This is a genomic window from Rhizobium sp. BK538, assembly GCF_014197575.1.
Classification (GTDB): Bacteria; Pseudomonadota; Alphaproteobacteria; order Rhizobiales; family Rhizobiaceae; genus Rhizobium.
This window is the reverse complement of sequence record NZ_JACIFT010000028.1, coordinates 36,990-59,726: the sequence shown is the minus strand read 5'-3', so window position 1 is coordinate 59,726 and position 22,737 is coordinate 36,990. Positions and strand designations below refer to the sequence as shown.

Sequence of the window (22,737 nt, the reverse complement as noted above, 5' to 3'; positions counted from 1 at the left end):
TTGTTGTCACCGTCGTCGTCGCCGTTGCCGCCGTCATCGCCGCCGCCACCATTTTGACCATCGTCATCGCCGCCGCCGTTCTGGCCACCATTGCCACCATCATCACCGCCGCCCGGGTTCTGACCGCCGTCGCCGCCGTCTTGGCCGCCATTGCTTCCACCGTTACCACCGCCACCATTGCCAGGGTCGACTTCGAAGGTCGGCGTACCGGCGCTGGCAAAGGTGATCGAATGCGTACCGTTCGACATTGTGGTCATGCCGTTGGCTGTCGTCGATTGATAATCGGCCAGCGTCGACCCGGGCGCGAGCCGCACGATATCCTGCGGACGCAAGGTCCCGACGATCGTGTCGTGACCGCCATTCGAGGTGAACACGATACGGTGTGCCGATGTCAGCGAACTGATATCGACGGTATCGTCACCCGCCGAGCCGTCAATATGAACAGTATTGAGGTTCAGGCTCGTGCTGGCAAAATTGCCGATCAGTTGCACGGTATCACCGTTTGCGGTTCCGGGTGTCGGTGTCGTCGTCACCGTCGTAGTATTGATACGGATCTCCTCGATCTCGCTGAGTTCGGCAATTACGCTCGTCTGCACGCCCCCAATGGGTGGCTGAACGGTGCGCGTGATGACGATTTCGGCCGCGTTGGTCGCGGCAACCACACCCGCGGTCACCGCAGCATCATGGGTGTAGATCCGGTACGTCTCAGTTGACGCAGAGCCGTTGATGACGACCGTGTCCCCGACGGTTCCTTCCGTGCCACCGTTGATGACATCGCGACCGTCGGTCGCAATATCGAAGCCCAACAGGCTGGTCGCGCTCCAGCTAATGGTGTCGTCGCCGGCCCCGCCTGCTATGGTATCGTTCCCGGCACCACCGTTGAGGGCGTCGTTGTCATTACCGCCGTCGAGCGTGTCCGCGCCGGCGCCGCCGTTCAGGCTGTCATTGCCATTGCCCCCGTTCAACGTGTCATTGCCACCGCTGCCGTTTAGGACATCATTGCCGTCGTTGCCGTTGAGGGTATCAGGACCGCCGCGACCGTTCAGGAGGTTCGGACCGTCGTTGCCGTTGAGGGTCTCAACGGCGACGTTGGCATTGTTGCCGACACGCGCCGTCATCACCGATGTCACAGTTTCGGCAGTGCCACCCTGATCGGTGTAGTCGACGACTACGCGCACGAGCTGTCCGACCCGCGCAGCAGGAACAGCGAAGCTCTGTGTAGTCGCCAGTGTCGTCGACCAGGTGAGGCCCTCGTCGGCTGACGCTTGCCAGCGGAAACTGAAGGCGCCGAGTCCGTTCGGGTCGGCGATGCCGGTGGTGTTGGCGGTCAGCACGTTCTCGGCGCCGGTAATCGTCGGTGCCCCGGTCGGCGGGCGGTTGACGATCAGCACATCGCGATCGGTGAAGCGCAGCGTCTCGATGTTCCAAAGCTTGTCGATGCCGTCGTCGCCATCGGTGGCATCGGTGTCTGTAACCGTCCAGCTTCCGTCGAGATTATGCTGCCATGTGTAACCGGTCGATACGCCAAAATAGATCGAGACGTCATTGGCGGTATTGTCAGTATCGCCATCAAGGATTTCCCTGATCATCTCGAGCTGGCCCGGATTGAGCGAGCGGTCAAGCATCGCCTGCGACATCGTCTTTCCGTCTGCCAGGTAGATTGGGCTGCCATCCGGGTTGAACCTCAGATTTCCCGCGGCATCAACGGCATTGACCTTCATCGCCATACCGTCCGACGTGCCGATGACCGCGCCTGTGCCGTCCTTGTTGGCATGCACCAGGATGCGAACGTTAAGCCAGGAATCACCATCGATGATGTCATTGCCGGCCCGACCAGTGATCCGGTCGCTGCCGCCACCTCCGAGGATAATGTTTGCGCCGGTGCTGGTATTGAGGCGGATGCCGGGATGGGTGACGCCGAACTCGTCGACGTCGTCGTCGTCAATGCCGGTCAGCAAAGCGCCCAAACCGCGAATGCGGTCGACGCCTTCCTGCGTCAACGCGCTATCGAAGATCGTGCCGCCGACGACTTCCGCGCCGCCCGCGCCGACCGCACCGATCGGCTCATTGCTGCCCCATAGCTGGTCGTCGAACTTCCAGCCGGAAAGACCTTCGGTCGAGTCAAAACGGTCTCGCAGCGTGAGATCCTGCTGGATGTCGAAGCCGTTGATTGCCGGAATACCGTTGGCCGCGATGCCGAGCGCCAAATCGGAATGGGCGGGATTGGGGTCGAACTTGTGGACGCCCCAGTCGAAGCCCAGCATGCCGTTGTTGCGCTGAATGCCGGGACCTTCGAACATGATGTCGTCGCCGGATTCGCCGTCGTAGTCTGTATCGTTGTTCTGGCCGTTCAGGATATCGTGGCCGATGATCGTCGAGTTGAAGAACAGCTGCGAGTTTTCACCTGATAGCGTATCGAAGCCATCGCCACCTTCGATCCAGTCATCGCCTTCGTTGCCCATCAAGCCTTCGTTACCGATACCGCCGAGAACGAAGTCATTGTCTCGACCAGCAAACACCTCGCTGCCATCGGTGCCGGCAAGAATGAAGTCCTGACCTTCGCCCCCGAAGATTGTGTTAAAGCCCGCACCGGCGCTGACGACGTCGTTGCCCGCGTCCCCGCGCAAGAAGTTGTCACCGAACGGATCGACAATGATGTCGTCGCCGTCACCGCCGAAGACCTGGTCAGACTCCGTCTGGGCGTTCAAGTAGTCGTCGCCAGCGTCGCCCCAAAGCGTGTCGATGCCGCGGTCGCCGATCAGCGTGTCGTTGCCTTCCGTGCCCCCTAGTACAACATGCTCGCCGCCGCTGAAGCGCAGATAGCCGCCGTCGCCCTGCCCGTCCCCGTCCACGTCCGCCCCGGGATTTATGCGCGTAACCTTGGGATCAATCGCCTGGAGGATGTCACTGTCCTGCATCGGATCGGCAGAACCTCCCGCCTGGAAGATCGCGTGCCCAGTGGCATCCAGAACAAGATTGGTAATCTGCTTGATCGTGGGATCTAGTTCGAGAATGAGGTCCGGCGTGTCGAACAGCGTGCCCGGCAGGTGCGAAGAATGCGTGTCGCCGAGATCGGTGTTGCGCATGACAAGAGCTGCGAAGGTATTGGGCTCCAGTTCGTTCAGCAAGTTCAGACCCTGCAGACGGCTGAGGTAGTAGAGCCGGTCGCCATTCTGCAGCTTCTCCATCTGGTTTTCGAAGACATAGTTGAAGGTCGAGCCCAACATGCCACCGAATTCAGTCTTGCGTTCCGCCAGGCCGCCGATCCAGAGATCGACGAGGTTGAGGCCAGATTCTACGCCTGCCCAGGCACCGGTACTGTTGAGGAAGGCGATGCGATCGGCAATGCTGGCACCGATGACTGTTCGATCATCGGCCGCTGTGCTCGGATCTCCCAGGATGGTTTCCGTAGTGCCAAGCACCAAAGCGGTCGCGACCGCACGCTTGCCCTCCAGGGTCGTTTCAGCGAGGAGCAATGGATGTGTACCGTATGCGGCGATAAAGTTGACGATCGACAGCGGGTTCTTGAGATTTTGGGCGTAGGCCAGCCAGTTGTCATACGGCTTCAGGTCAATGTTTCCGCTATCGTGATAGAAACCTGCGCGAGCGACGTTGAAAGCTGGAACACCGGTATCGCGTCCGCGGGCAAGATTGAGTGCGGCAAGATCGAGCGGCAGACCGAGGAGGCGATTGCGCAGCGTGTCGACGACAAACTCGTCGATCTCGTTGCCTGCCTGTCGGGTCATGCCGCGAATGATCGCGCCCGCGGCTTCCGAAGCCGTGATGCCGCTAGCCTCGAATGCCTGCGGATTAAGGAATCCGTCGAAGAGCGCGATGTCATCGGCATTCATGTTGATATCGAGCCGATCGATCGTGTCGGTGAGCATCGAGTGTCCGAAGCGATAGACGACATGCGCGAATTCGGCGACGATCGCCGGATTGATATCCGGTGTGTTCGTAAACACGAATGGATTGACAGCCGGCTGAACCTTGCGGGCGAATTCCTCGAAGACAAGGTGCTGGTATTCCATCTCGGTTACGAATTTCGCCGATTGGAACAGGCGTTCGCCGTCCCAGACGAGCAATCCGGTGTTCGCGGGTGTCGGCAAGGCCGTGATTTGATGGTCCTTGTCCAGCCACTGATTGATGAAGGCAAGATCGCCTGAAGCGAGGATCGTCTGCTTGTTCGCGTCGACAAGCCGGTTGTGCTCGGAATGAAAGATGTTGTGAACAGCAGTCAGGCCGATATTCTCGTTGCCGCGCCCATCACCGGTAACGAAATGCGCGTCGAGCATTTCATTGTCGTAGGTCAGTGGGTTTCGGTCATCTGCAATCAGGTCGGCCGCAGTGATCTCGCCGTCGAGATTGACGTCGGCGAGATCGGCCAGGTCAATGACGCCGTTGTGATCGGCATCCTTAATCTGCCCGGAGCCGGCAGCCAGGTCAGCCGCATTGATCACACCATCCCCGTTGAAGTCGAGAACATCCGTATCCGCAACCTGCCTGACCGCAGGCGTTCCGGGGTCATGGTCCGTGTCGACCATGACCGGTTCTGCGTGATGGGCAATGTCGTTCAGGAACGCATGACCGGTGCGGAGCGCCGTTGGGGGGATTGCCAGCCCCGTTGCCGTGCCTTCCAAAAGCCAGTTGGTGGGATGAGTTGCATCCGGCGGCATGACCAATTGCGCAAAGCCGTTCGGTCCGCGGATGAATTCGCCATAAGGGTCAGTTGCGAGCAGCGGCACGTTGAGAACATCGTAATCATCGACAATGAGGCCCAGCATGGTCTTTGCCTGAGCCTTCGTATCAGCCCAGGTAGCGATGCCTCCGTGGCTGCCGTCCAGCAATTTTCCAGTCGAGACGGCGTGCGAGTCGAGTGTTCCATCGCCGTCGGAGTCAACCGAGAAAGCATATTGGCGCAGGAAAACCTGATGCGACGGATGGGAGGTGTAGGTCTGGTTCTGATCTACCCATGGCGTCGTGGTGTTTATCGTTTCATGATGCGTGTCGTCGGCCGTTCCCATGATACCGTCGGCACCGGGACCATCGACCTGCGTGCTGCGGGTAAGGGCCATGAAGTTGGGCGCCCCAGGCGTTGGGTCGTATAGCGGATCATCGGGCTGCAATGGGACGAAGACCGTTCCGTTGCTGCCTTTCGTGATCAGATCAAGACCATGGTCGAAGAACTGACCGAAGAAGGTCATCCAGCCGTTGAACTGCGGCGACAAGCCGACATCAGGCGATTGGTTCGGAATATTCGACAGGTCGGCGTTCGTCAGCTCGACATCGTTGGGATTAACTGCCTCTCCGGGCGCAACCGGGTTCATGCCGGGATGGGCATCTTCCCAGGCGGCAACGGACAGCGGATTGGCAAACCACGCGGCGATCGCCGCTGGGTTGGTTACGGTCATATCGACTATGAGATTGCTGATCGTGCGCGGGTCGGCGTCGACGACGCTTCCTGACGAACCATAGTCAGTGTTGGTCAACACCGGCGCAGGCGGCGGCCCGAGCGGCAAGCTGTCTCCATCCTGATCATTGAGGAAGTTCGGATCGAGCAAACGCGGCAGAATCTGGTCCGCCGCGCCGACAAACTGTCCGCCGGGCAACAGGTTGTTGTTGCTGCCATCGACGTGGCGTAGACCCCAGGGAAGAATTGCGGCATTCGGCCCGATGATCGATTGCAGGCTTTCTCCGGCAACTTCGCGCTCGGCGACGATGATCTGCTTCAGAATGTAAGCAAGGTCGTCCTGGTTGACTGTGAAATTCGGATTCTGCGTGGCCATGTCGATCCCCTCTCCCGAAAAAAGCCGCCCGTCGGAAAGGACCTTCATCCTTTCCGTTCAAATCGGCAGACAACAAATGACTGTCGGAAGTTGTATATGTGCGTAGGGGCAGTGATCCAGAGTACAAGGTCCATCGAATATTGGCACCAACAGGACAGTCGACATCTGTCACAAAGGTCTAAACGTCGTCGGACACAAGTCGTGATATCGGGGGACTAAAGTCCGATGTTGGTAGGCGGGCGTCCGGCATGGCCTTCGCTCATTTTTCCGAGCAAAGAGCGCCGGCCCGGCTCTGGTTCCATTCATAAAAAATCAACAAGCCTGGACCTTATCGCGCGCGTTCATCGGCGTTCCGCGCTGGTGTCGTGCGCCGACACGCTGGGGGAAATGGGTGCCGCTGGCGATGCAGACCAACTCCCGCCGCGTCCACGGCGGTGTTACGCGAACGATGCTGGACGTCTCCAACGGCCGCCTCGATAGCCGCATTCCACTTCGAGACGCTGATGACGATCTGGATCATGTGTTCAAGCAGATAAACGACGCGCTTTCCCGCCTGGCCGGCCTTGTCGAAGGCATGTGTCAGGTCAGCGCAGACATCGCTCACGAGCTGAAGACGCCGCTCAACCGACTGAGAATGACACTGGAAGAGGCCCGCAGGGTCCACGAAAGACGTCGCCGCACTGCTTGAGGAAGCGCACGGCGAGAGCGGCCAGATAAACGCAACCTTCGAAGCGCTCCTGCGAATATCTCAAATCGAGGCGGGGGCGCGGCGTCTTAAATTTCATTCAGTCGACCTTCGAGACATTTTGCTCCTGATCGATGATGCCTACACCGAGGTCGCGGAGGACAACGACCAGACCTTGACGGTCGAGGAATGCGTGCCGACCCTCGTCCAGGGAGATCGCGAACTGCTCATCCAGATGGTCGTCAACATAGTGGAAAATGCCATCACCCACTGCCCGCCCAAGACCAAGACCAAGATCAACGTTTCCCTTCGATGGGAACACAACTTCGCGGTCGTAAGTATTGCAGACACGGGGACCCGGTATTCCTTCCGCTGAGCGAGAGAAGGTATTCAGACACCCTTATCGGCTGGACAACAGTCGAACCACACCAGGAAGCGGGCTCGGACTGAGCCTCGTGAAGGCGATCGCAGATCTCCACGGCGCGCAGATCGACGTGGAAGACAATCGTCCGGGTCTGAAAATTTCGGTCCGGCTCCAGGCCGTCTAGTGTTTCAGGTGCTCGTCAGCATTTGATGGCATTGCTCCCTGTATTCCAGTTTTAAGGACCACAGGGCGCAAATGGTTTCCAGGCGTTTCTCGATGATAACAGCATGCCTGGCATTTGCCGGCATCGCGACCGCTTTATATCCGGCGTACTTGCAGCTGGCCGGAAATTTTCACACGGTCATAAAAGGCGAACTCTATCGGTCCGCTCAGCCGAGCCCCCGTCTGTTGGAAACCTATGTCCGGGAAAACGGCATCAAATCGATCATCAACTTGCGGGCAAGCGGTGACAAGGGGACCTGGTACTCCGCGGAGGTGGCAACCAGCCAACAACTCGGCGTCACCCATGTCGACTTTCCGATGTCTGCTTCGAAGGTGATGTCGTCCGAGCGCGCTGATGAACTCGTAAAGCTGATGGCCTCCCTTCCCAAGCCCATCCTGATCCATTGCCAGGCGGGAGCGGACAGGTCGGGCCTTGCTGCGGCGCTCTACAGCAACCGAATAGCCGGTCGCGATGAAGAGACCTCAGAAGGGCAACTGTCATTCTACTTCGGGCATGTCAGCATCCCTGGGCTCTCCGCGGCGTACGCAATGGACGAAAGCTGGGAAAATTTCGAACAGCACAGCCCCACTGCGGGTTAGTTTCCAATTAAAAATGAGCGCGCTGGCGCTTCGCGATCGCGAGAGGAACCGCAAAGTTGCCAGATCGCAAGGACAGTCTATCGCAGCGGCTTGTATGGCTCTGGACATCAGGCTTGCGCCAAAGTGGACCCACGGGGACCTTTGTCGAGGGCCCCGTGGTCCGCCTTCAGCCCCTATGGGCTGCGGTCATTTCTTTAAAGACACCAAGCTTCTTCAGGGAGCTGGTCACTCCCGTGAGGGCGAGGACTGCAACGAAAAGTGCCACCAGCACAATCGCGTAGGAAAGCTCCTGCTGCGTAATCGTGTCGGCGGCGACCCGATAGAACTCCGTTGCCAGGACCGCGATGAGCGTCGACGACATAGTTGAATAGTCCTTGGCGATTACCCGTTTCCAGTTAAATGCCATGCCCTCCGTAGAGGAGGAAAACGCACTGAGCTTGAGACCCCACCTTGGAACATCACGGCAATAGGCGCCATAACCCTCGCCGAACTTGTTGGCGAGAAACTCCTCTTCGGCGTAGATGATGCACTGGTAGATGAACGCGAATAGCAGGCATCCAACGACGACGACGACTGGATTTCCGTGGAACAGGAAAAGTCCCGAATAAACGAGCATATTCCCGACATAAAGAGGATTACGGCAGACGCCAAACATGCCTTCCGTGACAAGATCATCGGCATAGACCCGTTTGTTCAAACCGCCTCGCCTGATGTAGGCATACCCGACTACGGTTGCACGCAATGCCAGCCCAGCCAGGATAATGACCAGGGCGATGGCGTCCTTCCACCGCTCGAGTTGTGCGCTTCCAAATGTCGTCACCGTGGGTGGCGATGCGACGAACAGTGCGACGATGATCAGCGGGAAAGCCTGGTTCCGGTACTTGAAAAAGAAGGTCCCGATTTTGAGCATCACATTCTTCATGGTATTCCGCCTTACTTGATCGCGACAATGCCGCAGAAATTATACCAGCGGAAGAAGACTTCCGTGCTCTTGAAGCCCACCTCACGAAGCAGTTGAATGTTCTCCTCGAGGCGGTAAGGAATGAGGACATTTTCCAAGGCTTCACGCTTCTTCGATATCTCGATGGAAGAGTAGCCGTTGCGCCGCTTGAAATCATAGTAGTGGTCGATGAAGAGGCGGTTGAACGTGGTGTCCTCACTCGTCAGCTTTTCGATCAGCAACAGGCAGCCGTGTTCGTTTAGCCCGTCGTAGATCGTCTTCATCACGCGTTCGCGAAAAAGCGGTCGCACGAACTGAAGGGTCAGCAGCATTGTAACGACGCTCGCGTTTTCGACGGAGAAGCCGCGATGAAGGTCGGCCGTGACCAAGTCGATTGATCGGTTCGTACCGGATTCCTCGATTTTCTCCGCCGCCTTCTTGAGCATGTCCGGAGCGTTGTCGATTCCGACGAAATCCACGTGGTTGTCAACGATGTGGTCCAGCGCCAGCAGCGTGGTCGCCGTCGAGCAACCAATGTCATAGAGGCTCGACTGCGGCTGGGCAAAATCCCGCGCGAGTTCGCAAACCATCCGCTGCATCTCTCCGTAAAACGGAACTGAGCGGCTGACCATGTCGTCGAAGACGTTTGCAACGGTCGAGTTGAAAGAAAAGTCCGCAACCGCATCGCGTTCGTCGGCAAAAACCTCGTCACGCGAATTCGTATGCAGAACAAGACGGTTAGACTGGTCGGTCATATCCGCTCCAAATATAGCAAATGATGATGGGCGTGCCTTTCCCCAAGACACACCCGGCGCGTAGCGATTTGGCCACAAAAGCCTGACGGTAACCTGAAAGCCTACCGCTCACGTCGATGGAGAAAGAAACCGCCTGAAGGCAAGCCAGCAGGTCAGCGCCCACACGCTGCCCGCGAACCAACCAAAGAATACATCAGTAGGGTAGTGCACGCCAAGGTATATTCGGCTGAGGCCGATTGTGCACAGCAGCAGGCCGACCACCATGAAGACATATACCTTCTGCGCAGGACTGCGCAGAAATCGGACCAAGACGGCAGCCAACGTCAGGTATGTTGCAGTCGAGACCATGGCATGACCGCTGGGGAAACTCGCATCGGCGACGGAAACCAAATGGGTGACCACATCCGGTCGCGGTCGCGCTATCCATATCTTCAAGGCATTGCTGCACAGCCATCCGCCAACAAGGCCTGCTGATACAAAAAGCGCATCAACGGGACGACGACCGATCAGGAGGAATCCGACCGTCGCCAAAACGATCAACAGAAGCACGGCCACACCGCCGAGGCTGGTGTAGTTTACCATCGCGGTTCCAAGCCAAGCCGGACCTACAGGTCGGGTAACGTCATCGGCGTGCCTCAGCGAGAGAAGAATCGCCTGATCCCAACCAAGAGTATCGCCCTCGCGGACTTCTATGGCCAGGTGCAGCAGCAGCGGAACTGCCAACAGCGGCAATGCGATGGGAGCAGCCCGCAACGCTGAAGTCCAATTCAGCCGCACGCGAGTACTGTCTAGAGGCCCCTTCATTGCCTGATGTGCCTTATTCGCGAAGAAAGCTCATTCAGATCGAAAGGCTTGACCAGGAAATCTGTGGCACCTCCCCTCATGCCGGCCAACCGATCGCTGTATTGATCCTGTGCCGTCATTATGATCACCGGAACCCTTTCACCCCCTCCACGGATGTCGCGCAACAGCGAGAGGCCGCTGCCGTCCGGTAACCGGAGATCCAGAAGCACAAGGTCGTATTTTTCCGACACAAGCTTGCGGGAGGCATCCGTCAGGTTGACGCACCAGTCCACGTGGTGGCCATCAGCCTCCACGTGCGCTGACACTGCGTCCCCGATTTCGACGTTGTCTTCAACGACAAGCACGTTCACCCGGCTATGCTCCTATCGTTCTCGTTGCCGTCGTCAGGAGTTCCCGCGTGTGCATGCAGCGAACACGTCGAGCTTGCGGTCGTACACAGAAGTCGACACGCTCATCATGCCAAGTACGCTGTGGAAGAGATTGTCGTGGGACGTCGGCGACGACGTTTCCTTTCGAAGACACGAGGGATCCAGGCCCATGGATTTCGTGAAATCGTCGTCAAACCAGGTCAGGAACGGCACATGTGTCTGCTGGGAGGGCGCAAAAAGGTACGGCGTGCCATGGAGGTATAGCCCCTTCTCGCCCAAGGACTCCCCGTGATCCGACATATAGATCATCCCTGCGGCCATCTGGCCCGACCGGGCCTTGAGACGATCTATCACCGTCGCAAGGAAGTAGTCCGTGTACAGGATGGAGTTGTCGTAGGCGTTGACGATCTCCCCAGCCGAACACTTGCCGAGTTCCGGCGTGCGACAGTCGGGAACGAACGTACCTTGATGCTCGGGATATCGGAGATAGTAGGCGGGACCATGGCTTCCCAGTTGGTGCAGCACCAGGACGCTGTCGCCCTTGACGTGGCTTAGCCACTGGTCGAGCTTGTCCAGGAAAATGCCGTCGAGACACTCTCCCTCCTGACAGAACCTCGGATCCTTCGAGCCCGCCAGATCGAGGTAATTGATGCGATCAGCGACACCCTTGCTTCCAGTATTATTGTCGAACCACGCAATGTCGATCCCGGCATGCGCAAGCACGTCAAGGAGGTTCTCGTTGCCCATTGCCTTGGCGTGGCTGAAGTCCGACCGGCCGAACCGGGAAAACATGCAGGGGATTGACGTCGCCGTCGCCGTTCCGCAGCTCGTCGTATTCGAGAAGTAGACGACGTTGCGGGCCTTCAGTTGCGGATTCGTCTCGCGTTCGTAGCCCCCAAGCGAGAAATTCTCGGCGCGCGCAGTCTCGCCCGCGACAATGATTGTCACGCGAGGCTTGTTGATAGCGGTCACCGGCGGCCTGACGGCAGCATCGACCCCGACAGGCTGAACAACGATCGCGGCTTCTTTGCGCAAACTGAGGAAATATCGCGCGGTGCTGACGATCGGCGTCACGGGGTTGAAGCTTTTTGTGATGTCCCTCCGCTCTCTGACGGCCGCCGTATACTCGCGCGAGTAAGTTGCACCACAGACGCTGAATATCGCGAGCGAGGCAAGGATCGCGACAACGTTCCAAACGACCTTTCGCATGAACGGGTGGTGGTCGACCTTCACCCAGCCGATGAGCATCGATGGCAAAATGCCGAAGATGGCGACATGGACGATGAGATCGGGGGTGATCAGATGCTGGGCTTCAGCGGGCGTGGTTTCCATCGCATTGCGAATCATGTCGCTGTCGATGACCACCCCGAAGGTATCAGTAAAATGGGCGGCCACCGCTGCAACCATGACCAGAAAGATCAAAAAAGGCTTGATCAGATACTTGGTAGAAAACGGCGTGACGGCGGCGACGAACAGCGCCGCCATTGCGAGATACAGCGCCCACAAGGGACCGCTGCCGCTACCGAGATAGTCCGAAGCCTTCTGCCAAAATGTGTTGTTGCAGGAAACAAGAATGTAGCAGCTAGTAAGGATACAGAGCTGGATGCTGCCGATCCTCGGCCGCATCGAGCTCACATTTGCAGGCATTTTCGTCAACTTTAACTCTCCGACGCAAACCTGCTTTTTGGAGAGTATTGCTGACAATTACCTGAAATCGGCAAAAGCCGCCGAGCAAGTAAAGACAAACGCATGGAACCCCACAAATGGTTCCATGCTGATTTTGACGCGATGACAAATATTACTGCAAATACAATGAACTACATGCGAAAACGCCCAAGGAAATAGCCCGGCCGCATACGAAGGCAGTCCGATGCCAGACTGCCCTCCCCTGTCAGGCGGCTTGATCAGTCTTTGAATTTGCGACGCGCTGCCCTGGCGACGCTCTCGGCGAGGATGAGCAAGCATCCAATGAAAAGGATGGCCGCACCCAGTAGTCCGTCGATGCCCGCATATTTGACGAGCCCCCCCGTAAGCGCGATCAATAGGGTTGCAAACAGAGCAAGCGCCCCGTCATCGATGAACAGGCCAACCGTTTCTTTCAGGATTATTTTCAGGATGTTCATCGTGCGACCTGCTTCGTATGGGTGTCAAAATACTGTTGGAGCATCCGAACCAAGCCGAACGACACGACGATCAAAACGGTGAGAATTGGGATCAGTGAAAGGTCAGCTCCCGGCCACTCGGCGCCGATACCCTCGCCGACCCAGAAGATGCCAAACGCGCTGAGGAGCAGGCCGACGACGAACTTGAGGCTGTTTTCGGGAACCGTGGAAAGCGGCTTGTGCACGAACAGGCCGATCACGAGAATGAGGAGGCAGGCTGCCAACGCGCCGATACTCGCATAGCCGATCATGCCGTGGCCAGCACCCGTTGCAATGACGATGAAGACCACCTCCACGCCTTCGAGCAGAACAGCCTTGAATGCCGCGATGGCGGCCAGGACGTTCGCGCGCCTGTCGGATGCCTGACGTCGAAGGTTGTCCGTCTCTTCTGCGAAGACCTTCTCTTCGTCATGGAGCGCAATGAAGCCGGAGGCACGCAAAATCGCCTTGCGAAGCCACCGCAAACCAAAGAGGATCAGCAAGCTCCCAATCACGAACTGCATGAGTTCGATCGGTATCATTCCGAGAAGCGGTCCGAGCGCGAGCACCAGGATCGCCAGGACTGCGAGGGCAAGGCCAGTTCCGATGAACGCCGGACGCCAGCTTTGGGTCACGCCCACCGCAAGGATGATTGTAAAGGCTTCCACGACCTCGACGAGGGAGCCGAGGAACGACGCCGTTATCGTCGAGGTTATGCTTGTTATCGTCGTCATTTGATCTGTCCGTTTTTCTCGGTGGTGTTCATGCAGGCAACACAGTGCAGCGCTCCGGCGGGAGCGAGAATGCGAGCGGCGAGCCCGGCTGTTCGCGACGCGGCCAGTCGATGCGCACCACGTCGCCTCCCACCCTCACTTGAAGCCTCCAGCAGCGCCCATGAAAGGCACTGTCGAGGACCTCGCCGGTCAGGTTGTTATCGGGATAATCGGTAGCTGGCCGGCCATCTTCGGGCCGGACAACAAGCATGGCGGAACCGTTGTGTCCGGGCGAGCTATGGTTGAGGATCGCGCCGTTATTGCCGACCGCAAATCGGAGCTCGCGCGCTGTCCCTCGAATCAGGGAGAACCCTCCAAGGAAGCGTGCGACGAAAGCGTTTGCCGGCGCGGCGTAGATATCTTGCGGGGCCGCGAATTGGACAATTGAGCCGCTATCCATCACCGCCAGGCGATCCGATACCGCCATGGCCTCGACTTGATCGTGCGTGACGTAAAGCGCAGTGATGCCTTCGAGACGAATGAGACGCATCATCTCGGTGCGAAGATCGTCTCGAAGCGCAGCGTCGAGGTTGCTGAGTGGTTCATCGAGCAAGAGCAGCCTCGGGCGCATCGCCAAACAGCGAGCAATCGCCACCCGCTGCTGCTGCCCGCCGGAAAGCTCGCTGGGACGGCGTTCGGCCAGCGGGCCAAGCTGTGTGATGTCCAGGGCGTGGTCAACGCGCCCTGCGATCTCGCTGCGCGGAAGTCTCCTGACCTCCAGGCCAAAGCTCAGGTTTTTTCGAACCGTCATGTGTGGCCACAGAGCGTAGTCCTGAAATACGAGCCCTAGGTTGCGATCTTCAGGGGCAACAGCGCTATCGCGGGTCCACACGGTGTCCCCCTGGATTCGGATGGAGCCATTGTCGGGCGTGACAAGGCCGGCAATTGACCTGAGCAAGGTCGACTTGCCCGAACCGCTTGCACCAACAAGCGCGACGACCTCGCCTTGCTGGACGCTTAGATCGAGCGACCTCAGGACCGGCTTGCCGCCGAGCGATTTCGAGAGAGAAAGGCATTCAAGAGCGGGCTGGTTCACGATCGACCCTCCGATCCGTTTGGAGTTTGTTGATCGCCGCCCCGATGGCCGCGACCACGGCAACGGCGACAAGGGTAACTAGCGCAAGCGCGCAGGCAACGGCGTCGCGATCTTGCGTGAAGTCGTTTACGATCAGAGCCGCCAGCGACGGTCCGGCACTCGGCATCAGAAATTGCGCCATTGGAAGCTCGAAAATCGACCTTATGAGCGTCACGCCGAATGCCACCGTGACAGCACGGCGAATAAGGGGAACGACGACCCGCTGCAGGTGCTGTGTCGGCGTCGCGCCCGAAAGCCTGGACGCCTCTGCGAGAGATGGACCGAGCCGATCCAGGGCCGCCCAAAGGAAGATCAGGCAATAGGGAAGTGCCGCCGCGGCATAGCCGATCACGAGCAAGGCACGTGATCCGTAAAGGCCCGTATCCTTGAAGCCGATCAGGCGGTTGTAGAGAAGGATATAGCCGAAGGCCAAGATTATCCCGGGAATGGCGACAGTCACCATCGCCAATCCGGCAGAGACCAGCCTCGTCGTGCGCGAAGCCATCGCGATACGGTAGGCAAACAGCGTTGCGAAGGTGCCCGCGACGCACGCGGCCAGGAAGGCATAGACAAAGGTCCAGATGAGCGCCTGTCCGGCAACGGTGGTCGCGTCGAACACCGTGCGGATTGCATCCAACGAGAAGTTATCTGGTGAAAGCGCTGCAGCAAGCGATACCGTGAATGCTCGCAGAGCGATCGCCATAAGGGGCACGATAGCCGATGCAAAGCTGAGCGCTGCAAGCAGGATTACGGCCAACAGCTGGTATGGTCCAAGGCTATACGTGGAGAGGTCACGATTGCGGCCCGTCAGGAACCGGGTATCCCGATTGCCGCCGCTCAACGCCGTTGCGAGGATGGATCCGGACACAAGGAAAACAAGGAACAAGGCCTGCGCACCGGCTGCAGCGAAGTCGACCGGGAAGCTCGCTGTGGCGGCATAGATATTGTAGGTCAGAAGGCCGAAGTTCATGGAACGGGCGATCGTGTTGGCAATACCGAAGTCGCCGACGATTTCCGCAAAAGTGGTCAGAAGCGCCAATGCGATGGCTGGAAGCAGCATCGGAACCACTATCCGCCTCGTCACCTGAAATGGACGAGCCGATGCCATGCGCGCCGCGTCGACAAACTCGCCGCCGAGCCCCTGCAGCCGCGAGCGCGCTATGAAGTAGGGAACAGGAAACAGCGATATCGCCAGAATCATGAGCAATCCGACCGGACTGAAAAAGGCGGAAGCGTGTTCAGGGCTAAGGATGCCGAGATACACGACGTAGCCGCCCGGCGACATGAGCAATACCCACGCCAGCCCCTTGAGATAGCCCGGCGTCGCAAAAACCGCCCAGGGTACAAGTTGCCACAGTCTGCGGCCCTTCACGCTTGTCAGGGTCAGCACGAGGGCCAACGTGACCCCCAATGCCGTCGATACGAATGCTCCAACAAAACCGAGTACAACCGTGTTTACGATGCCACGCAACAGCCGAGGCGATGAGGCAAGGCGCGACAGTGCAGCAAGCGAAGGCTCCATGGTCGGTGACACTGGATCGAACATTCGCGGCAAGACGGCCTGAGCGAGAACGAGGAGCAGCGGTAACCCGATAAGGATGAACGAAACAGCCCAGAGGAGCGGTGCTCTGCCTTCCCAATTGGGCCGTCGGGGGCGGATTTGAGCTTTCATGACATCAATTCTCGTCTTGGCACTCGGGCAGAAAAGGGGCGCGGGTGTGCACTTACGCCCCTCGGCGTCTACTCAGGGAACGAACTGATCGCGGAACCACTGCTTCCATTCGGTTTCGTTGGTCGCTGCGGTCTTGTCGTCCAGGATTTTCCAGGTCGACGTATTGTCGACCCGGGCGCCACGACCGGTCACGCCCTTGATGACAGGAGCGAAGTATCCGTCGCCGCCTTCGGTCTTCAGCATCGCGGTTTCGCCGTCCTTGGTGAGCAGGAACTCGACGAAGGACTTTGCCTGATCTTCGTGCTTCGAAATCGCAGCAATTCCCGCACTCGCCGGGATTGCGACCACGCCATCAGAAGGATAGACGATGGAGACCGGCTCCTTCTTGTCGATCAGGGCGTAAATTGAATTATCCTGCTGGATCGCAAGTGCCGCATCGCCCGTGATCAGCGACTTGTTCACGGCACCACCGCTCGGAATGCCGCTCAGCGACTTGTTTGTCAGGATACTTTGAAGCTCGGTCTTTCCGGCGTCCACACCCTTGGCTTCGAAGTAGCCCGCGAGCCATTGGAACGCTGGACCGGACAGGTTGGGATCCTTTGCCGCGACCTTGCCTGCAAACGCCGCCAGCTCGGTCCACGACCGGGGTGCGGTAACCCCGTTCAGCTTGCTATCATTCACAGCGATGGCGGTCGTCGATACACTCACCGGGAAATATGCTTGACTTTCCGGCACCAACTTCCGGCCGAGTTCGGTATAGTCCGCGTTGTCGGCCAGTCCAGGTTCCGGCTTGAGAATGCCCTGCTGCGCCAGGCGGCTCATCACAGCAGAGCCTTCGACCCAGATGACGTCGAACCTCGGGTTGTTGCCTTCCGCAGCAACCTTGCCCAGGAGTTCGCCCGTCGAAAGCCGGACCAGGTCTACTTCGATCCCAGTCTTTTGCGTGAATGCCTTGCTCGCACTTTCGACGGTGTCCAGCGCTGAATAAACGACTAGCTTGTCGGCAGCCGACGCCATGCTGGCAGCAGCGAATGCACAAGCTGAAAGACCAAATGCAATTGTGTTCCTGATCATCTCACAATTCCTGAGGTTTATCTTAAAGTTTCACACAGTACGCATGCGGATTATAAATCATCTATATTTCACCTATATTACAAACTTAAAAATAGTTACTTTCTTTTAGGGTTGGACCTTACACCCCTCTTCTGCCAAAGCTTGTCGATCGAGCCTCTGAGTTCAGCGAAGTTGGCCAGAGATTCGAGAGCAGCGGAGCGGTCGCGGTCCGCCATCGCGACGATCATTGCTTCCACAAGGACCATCGTCGCACCGTGCATGGCAAGGTGATCGGCTTTTCCACGGGGCGTCGGCAAGATCTCAGCCGTCCGTTTGCGTATGAACGGGCCGAGCGTATCCCCAACCAAGACAACAGGAACGTCGTGCTCTTCGGCGTAGTCGAGGATCACCGACACTTCCCGATAGATCGGAGCGTTGGCGATCATCATCACCGCATCTCCCTGCCGCAAGCCGAGAAGACTGTCGGCCAGGCCAATTCCGGTATCGGACAAGGGTACCGTAGAGAGGCCGATGCGATTGAATTGCAAAGCGGTATAGTTTGCCACGTATCCGGACGGGCCGATGCCAAAGACGAAGCGGCGATTGGCAGAAAACAGTATGTCGATTGCGCGGTCGAAGGCCGAGGAAAAATCCGGCGACGTCATTGCGTCAATGCTTTCCTGATGAGCCCTGAGCACATGGCCAAGTGCTCCCCCTGTCGTGTTTGCCACATCGGCGAGCGTTCGGCTTAGTCTTCCTTCAGGACTGGTCGCCGTCAGATCAGCGAGGATGGCTTCGCGCAGAGAAAACAGGCTGTCAAAGCCGAGCGAACGCGCGGCTCGCACCACGGTTGCGTCGCTCGTCCCCGCCTTCTCGGCGATCTCGGCAGCCGAGTTCAACAAAACAGCTTCCTTCTGCGTCCGAAAGAACGATGCCATTTTCTGTTCGGCCGGGGAAAGCGAGGCAAAGTTGGCCTCTATGCGCTCCTCCAGGGAGCCATCACCAAGCACTGCACCTTCGGTCATCAAACCCACCATGTCGCAATCACTACAGGATCTCGTTATGCGTAATGTTTGTTTCAATAAAATGACAGGAAGGTGCATTGGGCTCCGGCAGGGCGCGGCTCCCGTCGGCAGGTCCAAGCCTCGGCAACGACGATTAGGTGCCAGGAAGAGTGGTTCAGCGCTCACAGTCATTAAGCTGACTGTCAGCTATGGAAATTAAGCTGACGTCAGCTACAAAGGAACCCGACAATGCAGTTCAGAACCGACAAAGGTCGCATCCAATGCTACGCTTCCTATTACGACAGCAGCGCGAAGCGAACCCGGCAGAAGCTGGTTTACATCCTCGGCAAGTATGGGATCAATACCAGGCCGACGCCCGACCAGCTCATTCCGGACTTCGGCACCCCAGAGCAACGCCAACGCTGGAGCGATGAGATCGCCGCCTACATCGATGAGCACAACACAGTTCTGACAACAGAGCGCGTTGAGCGTCTTCCGCTCGCTCTGAGGAGCAACGTCGACGCCATCCTTGCCGACCTGCGCAGCAAGACCCCGATCCTTAACGTGTGGCACCGGGCCCGCATCAAGACCGAGATCGAGCGGCTGGCCCGCGGCGTCGGCCTTATCACCCGCGCGAAGCCGAAGCCAGCAAAGAAGGCCAAGCCATCTGCGACGTCGAATCCAGTTTAAAACCCGCCGCCTAAAAGCGCATACCGCGCCCCGGATCCGCATCGGAGGACGCGCTACTCCCCTACCCTTAAAGGCCCTGGCCAGCTCGGCCACCAAAGCCGCCAGCGGCGCTTTTCAGTTTGTCGTCCAACGTGCCACGCGCACGCCCAGTCTTGCTAGTTGGCTGCCGGGGCTGACTTGAAGGTCCCGATTTTCGACCTGGAAATGACGTTTCTGAAAGGTGCCTTTGACGTTGAAGACGGACTTGATCATTCCGCACCGCGTCAGACCATCGGCCTCCCGCAGCAGCTTTCAATCGCTGGCTCCCGGGCTTGAAGGAGACAGAGTGGGTCCAGCCACCCCGGCTCGATATGGCGGAAGAAACGCCGCACCCGTCATTTGCCGGCTAGTTTGAACAAACCGCGGCTTCCCTTTCAAGCTTTCGCGCATACTCGGTAAGTGGATAGCAAAGGACAAAGAAAATGAGGGCGACCAACCCGTAAACCTTGAAAGGTTCGAATGTTGCATTGTTGATCGCGTTTGCCGTTCGCATCAGCTCCTCAAAGCCAAGAATGGACGTCAGGGCCGTACTTTTGATGAGCTGCACGAGAAACCCGACGGTCGGTGCGCGCGTTATCCTGAAGGCCTGCGGGAGGATAATGAGACGAAGCTCTTGCAGGCGATGCAGACCGAGACTTGCGCCAGCGTCCCACTGACCGCGCGGAAGCGCCTCGACACCGCTACGCCAGATCTCGGCGAGATATGCGCTTGCATAAAATGTGAGCCCGCATACGGCAGCCGTCCATGGCTCGATTCGAAAGCCCAGCATGGGCAAACCAAAGAACATCAGGAAAAGCTGCATCAGGAGCGGTGTTCCCTGAAACAGTGCAATGTAACCTGACGCCAGACGCCTTGGCCAGAAACCCGTCGATATCCTCGCAAAGAGGATTGCCATGCCGACGCTCGCCCCGCCGACGAACGCAGCAATCGACAAGAGCAGCGTCCAACGCGTCGCGAAGACAAGATTGCGCAAAATATCCCAGAACGTGAACTCGATCATGATATTCCCGCTCCCAGGAACCGACGACCGCCAGCGATCAGCAGTCGCCTGAGGCTTGCCGACATGGCAAGGTAGATCAGGGTCACGACAAGGTAGGTCTCAAATGAACGAAACGTACGGGCCTGCAGAAGGTCAGCCTCTTGCGCCAGTTCGCGAACGGAGATCTGTGAGACCACAGCCGATTCCAGCATCATGATGACGATCTGACTTGTCAGGGCCGGAAAGATAATCTTGAGCGCCTGGGGCAAGACGACCTTGAAAAATACGTGCCTGGGCTTCAGCCCGAGTGCGCGCGCTGCTTCGCTTTGCCCTTTGGGGATAGCGTCGAGGCCAGCGCCAACGACCTCGGTCGTGTAGGCGGCCATGTTCAGGGTCATTGCGAGCAATGCCGCGGTTACCGGGTTAAGCCGGATGCCGAGGCTCGGCAGGCCAAAGAAGATAAAGAACAGTTGGACCAGGAATGGCGTGTTGCGGATGACTTCCACGTAAATGCCAACGGCCCGGCGCAACCATTGAAACCGACTTCGGCGCGCCGCGGCACCAAAAACACTCAGTATCGTCCCAAAGACGGTGGTGCAGGCAATCAGAAAAAACGTCATGCCAGCGCCGTAAGCAAGCGCCCCCGCACCGCTCCAGAGCCAATCGAAGCCAAGGCTATAGGTCATCGCCACTCCTTTCACGGCGCGGAGCAGTCATGTCGATCAGTCCTTGAGGTTTTCAGGATTGAGCGGCGTCTTCAGCCAGGCCTTTGAACTTGCGTCGAGTTTCCCCTCGGCGATCATCTTGGCGACCACGTCGTTGACGGCGTTCTTCAGGCCATCCTCGCTCTTGCGCAGAGCGATGTGCGAAGGCGACGTCAGGAGCTGGAACTTCTGCTCCGGTTTCAAGGCGTCCTGGCGTGCCAGGACCTGCGCACCAACATCGTTTCCAACCACCATCAGCTGGGTTTGACCCGAGATGAAGGCCTGGATGACGGAATTGTAGTTTTCGAAACGCTGGATGGTTGCCGATGCGGGTGCTGCGGCCGTCAGGGAAGTGTCTTCAAGCGTGCCGCGGTTGACGGCAATCGTCTTGTCGGCAAGATCGTCCTTGCCGCTGATCGCGACTGCTGCCGGCCCGATGACCGCAATATAATACGGCGCGTAAGCGGCTGCGAAATCGAGGACTTCGGCGCGCTCCTTCGAATAGCCGACGCTCATCAGGATATCGACGCGCTTGTCGTTCAGATAGGCAATCCGGTTCTGTCCTGTCACGCTTACGAGGTTGAGCTTCACGCCAAGACTGTCGGCAATGTTCTGGGCGACATCGACATCATATCCCTTGAGGCTCATGTCGGCGCTGGCCGATGAGAATGGGGGGAAGTCGGAGAAAATGCCGACGCTGATTTGGCCGGCAGCCTTGATGTCTGCAAGGTCGTCGGCATGGGCCGACAGTCCGACCAGAGTGAATGCTGCGGCAGCGGCGATGGTTCGTCCAAGCTTGCTGATATTCATTTTTCTGTTCCCTTTTTTGGTTCTGGATGGTCGAGGAGATCCTTGCTGTCTCAGGCGGCGCGCTTGCGAGCGGATGGACTGAACATGGCAAGGCAAAGCAATTCGAATAGGACCTGCGCGGCTATCTGGGCGGTGTTGGACGTCGCGTCATACTGGGGCGCGACTTCCACGACGTCGCCGCCCACAAGATTTACGCCTCGAAGACCCCGCAAGATGGCGAGAACTTCTCTCGGAAGCAATCCTCCAACCTCAGGCGTCCCGGTTCCCGGCGCAAACGCGGGATCGAGGCTGTCGACATCGAAACTGATATAGGTTGGTCCGGAGCCGACCACCTCGAGAGCGCGTGATATCACCGCCTTGATGCCCATCTCCGCGACTTCCTCGGCGTGTATAACCGTCATTCCCGACGCAAAGGAGAACTCCCAGAGATACTCGGCTCCTCCACGAATGCCGATCTGAATCGTTTTCTTAGGGTCAAGCACACCGGCAAGGACAGCCTCACGGAACGGAGCGCCGTGGTGGAACTTGGAACCCTCGTACGGGCCAGCGGTATCGCAATGGGCATCGATGTGAATCATTCCAACGGGCGTGCGACTGGCAAATCCCTTAAGAATGGCGCCGGAAATGGAATGATCTCCGCCCACCGACAGGGGTAGCACGCCAGTATCGGCGATCATGCGGTAGCTGGCTTCGATATCCGCATGGCATCCGGCGAGATCAAAGCGGCTTCTCATCGCAACGTCGCCGACGTCAGCGACCTTGAGCTTGCCCATTGGGGCCACCTTGAGAACATGTTCGTAGGGGCCAACACGTTCGATCGAGCGAACCGCCCGCGGACCCAACCGCGACCCGGCGCGATTTGTGACACCAAGGTCCATCGGCACGCCGATCAGCGCCACATCCAGCGCTGCAAGAACGTCGGCCCTGATGCCGTTTTCGATAAAGGACGCGCCAAGGAACGTCGCCGGGTCCGCAAACGGCCACTTGCGGCTGTCGCCGTCCTTGAAGACACTTGCCGCAACTTCACGAAAGTGCGGGTCGTGCATTTCGCCGCCGGCGGCATTGCCGAAGCGACGGCGTAGGTCTTCCAGAAAATCCTGGTCAATCGTCAAGATAAGCTCCCCCGGCTCTCGGTCCGAGATGGCATCTTCGCCTAGCCAGAATCCTTTACAACCTTGATATTTCGTGAGGGCCTATAACGATTTCTGATAGCCTTGCAGCCCCAAGCGCCATTTTCGGCCACCGACCGTTCAGATTACTTTATAAGGGCAAG

General features: G+C 58.3%; 18 protein-coding genes and 1 pseudogene. 3 read left to right on the top strand and 16 right to left on the bottom strand.

Features of this window, described 5'->3' with window-relative positions:
• Positions 1-5,786: peroxidase family protein (locus FHX09_RS26285; RefSeq protein WP_184450841.1), on the bottom strand; the 5,786-nt coding region annotated here is incomplete at its 3' end.
• 445 nt (positions 5,787-6,231) lie between these two features.
• Between FHX09_RS26285 and FHX09_RS26280 the strand changes: the two are divergent.
• Positions 6,232-7,019 (top strand): annotated as a pseudogene (locus tag FHX09_RS26280) (HAMP domain-containing sensor histidine kinase); the annotation flags it as partial.
• A 92-nt stretch (positions 7,020-7,111) separates the two neighbouring features.
• Positions 7,112-7,657 carry a tyrosine-protein phosphatase gene (locus FHX09_RS26275; protein WP_132592578.1) on the top strand — a complete coding sequence of 182 codons (546 nt, stop codon included), beginning with the start codon at positions 7,112-7,114 and terminating at the stop codon, positions 7,655-7,657.
• 166 nt (positions 7,658-7,823) lie between these two features.
• Here the strand turns inward: FHX09_RS26275 and FHX09_RS26270 are convergent, their stop codons facing one another.
• The 11 genes from FHX09_RS26270 to FHX09_RS26220 all read right to left on the bottom strand — a co-directional run bounded on the left by FHX09_RS26270 (position 7,824) and on the right by FHX09_RS26220 (position 18,263).
• A complete protein-coding gene (locus tag FHX09_RS26270) occupies positions 7,824-8,579 on the bottom strand; it encodes an isoprenylcysteine carboxylmethyltransferase family protein (protein ID WP_184450840.1) in 756 nt (251 codons plus the stop codon).
• Positions 8,580-8,590: 11 nt separating this feature from the next.
• Positions 8,591-9,352 (bottom strand): carboxy-S-adenosyl-L-methionine synthase CmoA, encoded by a 762-nt coding sequence (gene cmoA / locus FHX09_RS26265; protein WP_132592582.1) that lies wholly within the window; start codon positions 9,350-9,352, stop codon positions 8,591-8,593.
• Positions 9,353-9,460: 108 nt separating this feature from the next.
• Entirely contained in the window at positions 9,461-10,105 is a 645-nt protein-coding gene (locus tag FHX09_RS26260; RefSeq protein ID WP_246699513.1) for a phosphatase PAP2 family protein, read from the bottom strand.
• A gap of 47 nt (positions 10,106-10,152) precedes the next feature.
• Positions 10,153-10,506 (bottom strand): response regulator, encoded by a 354-nt coding sequence (locus tag FHX09_RS26255; protein ID WP_132592586.1) that lies wholly within the window; start codon positions 10,504-10,506, stop codon positions 10,153-10,155.
• Positions 10,507-10,539: 33 nt separating this feature from the next.
• Positions 10,540-12,171 (bottom strand): phosphoethanolamine--lipid A transferase, encoded by a 1,632-nt coding sequence (locus FHX09_RS26250; protein WP_165933155.1) that lies wholly within the window; start codon positions 12,169-12,171, stop codon positions 10,540-10,542.
• A gap of 257 nt (positions 12,172-12,428) precedes the next feature.
• Complete coding sequence (locus tag FHX09_RS26245) at positions 12,429-12,647, bottom strand: hypothetical protein (RefSeq protein ID WP_132592590.1); 219 nt, start codon at positions 12,645-12,647, stop codon at positions 12,429-12,431.
• Positions 12,644-13,399, bottom strand: a complete 756-nt coding sequence (locus tag FHX09_RS26240; protein WP_132592592.1) for a COG4280 domain-containing protein — start codon at positions 13,397-13,399, stop codon at positions 12,644-12,646. Before FHX09_RS26240 ends, FHX09_RS26245 begins: the two co-directional genes overlap by 4 nt.
• A 28-nt stretch (positions 13,400-13,427) precedes the next feature.
• A complete protein-coding gene (locus FHX09_RS26235) occupies positions 13,428-14,474 on the bottom strand; it encodes an ABC transporter ATP-binding protein (RefSeq protein ID WP_165933150.1) in 1,047 nt (348 codons plus the stop codon).
• Complete coding sequence (locus FHX09_RS26230; RefSeq protein WP_184450836.1) at positions 14,455-16,185, bottom strand: ABC transporter permease subunit; 1,731 nt, start codon at positions 16,183-16,185, stop codon at positions 14,455-14,457. The genes FHX09_RS26235 and FHX09_RS26230 overlap by 20 nt, the downstream gene beginning before the upstream one ends.
• Before the next feature lie 72 nt (positions 16,186-16,257).
• Positions 16,258-17,259 (bottom strand): extracellular solute-binding protein, encoded by a 1,002-nt coding sequence (locus FHX09_RS26225; RefSeq protein WP_184450834.1) that lies wholly within the window; start codon positions 17,257-17,259, stop codon positions 16,258-16,260.
• A gap of 95 nt (positions 17,260-17,354) precedes the next feature.
• Complete coding sequence (locus FHX09_RS26220) at positions 17,355-18,263, bottom strand: MurR/RpiR family transcriptional regulator (protein WP_132592600.1); 909 nt, start codon at positions 18,261-18,263, stop codon at positions 17,355-17,357.
• A gap of 228 nt (positions 18,264-18,491) precedes the next feature.
• Between FHX09_RS26220 and FHX09_RS26215 the strand changes: the two genes are divergently transcribed.
• Entirely contained in the window at positions 18,492-18,932 is a 441-nt protein-coding gene (locus tag FHX09_RS26215) for a hypothetical protein (protein ID WP_132592602.1), read from the top strand.
• A gap of 385 nt (positions 18,933-19,317) precedes the next feature.
• Here FHX09_RS26215 and FHX09_RS26210 read toward each other — a convergent pair whose 3' ends face one another.
• Genes FHX09_RS26210 through speB form a run of 4 tightly spaced genes read right to left on the bottom strand, consistent with a single transcriptional unit; the run spans position 19,318 to position 22,576 of the window.
• Complete coding sequence (locus FHX09_RS26210) at positions 19,318-19,971, bottom strand: amino acid ABC transporter permease (protein WP_132592604.1); 654 nt, start codon at positions 19,969-19,971, stop codon at positions 19,318-19,320.
• On the bottom strand, positions 19,968-20,636 hold the full coding sequence (locus FHX09_RS26205; RefSeq protein ID WP_132592606.1) for an amino acid ABC transporter permease: 669 nt from the start codon (positions 20,634-20,636) through the stop codon (positions 19,968-19,970). The genes FHX09_RS26210 and FHX09_RS26205 overlap by 4 nt, the downstream gene beginning before the upstream one ends.
• A 36-nt stretch (positions 20,637-20,672) precedes the next feature.
• Positions 20,673-21,464: a transporter substrate-binding domain-containing protein gene (locus FHX09_RS26200; protein ID WP_132592608.1), complete on the bottom strand. Its 792-nt coding sequence runs from the start codon at positions 21,462-21,464 to the stop codon at positions 20,673-20,675.
• 50 nt (positions 21,465-21,514) lie between these two features.
• The gene (gene speB, locus FHX09_RS26195) at positions 21,515-22,576 is read right to left on the bottom strand and encodes an agmatinase (protein WP_184450833.1); all 1,062 of its coding nucleotides are present in this window, start codon (positions 22,574-22,576) and stop codon (positions 21,515-21,517) included.
• Positions 22,577-22,737 lie beyond the last annotated feature (161 nt).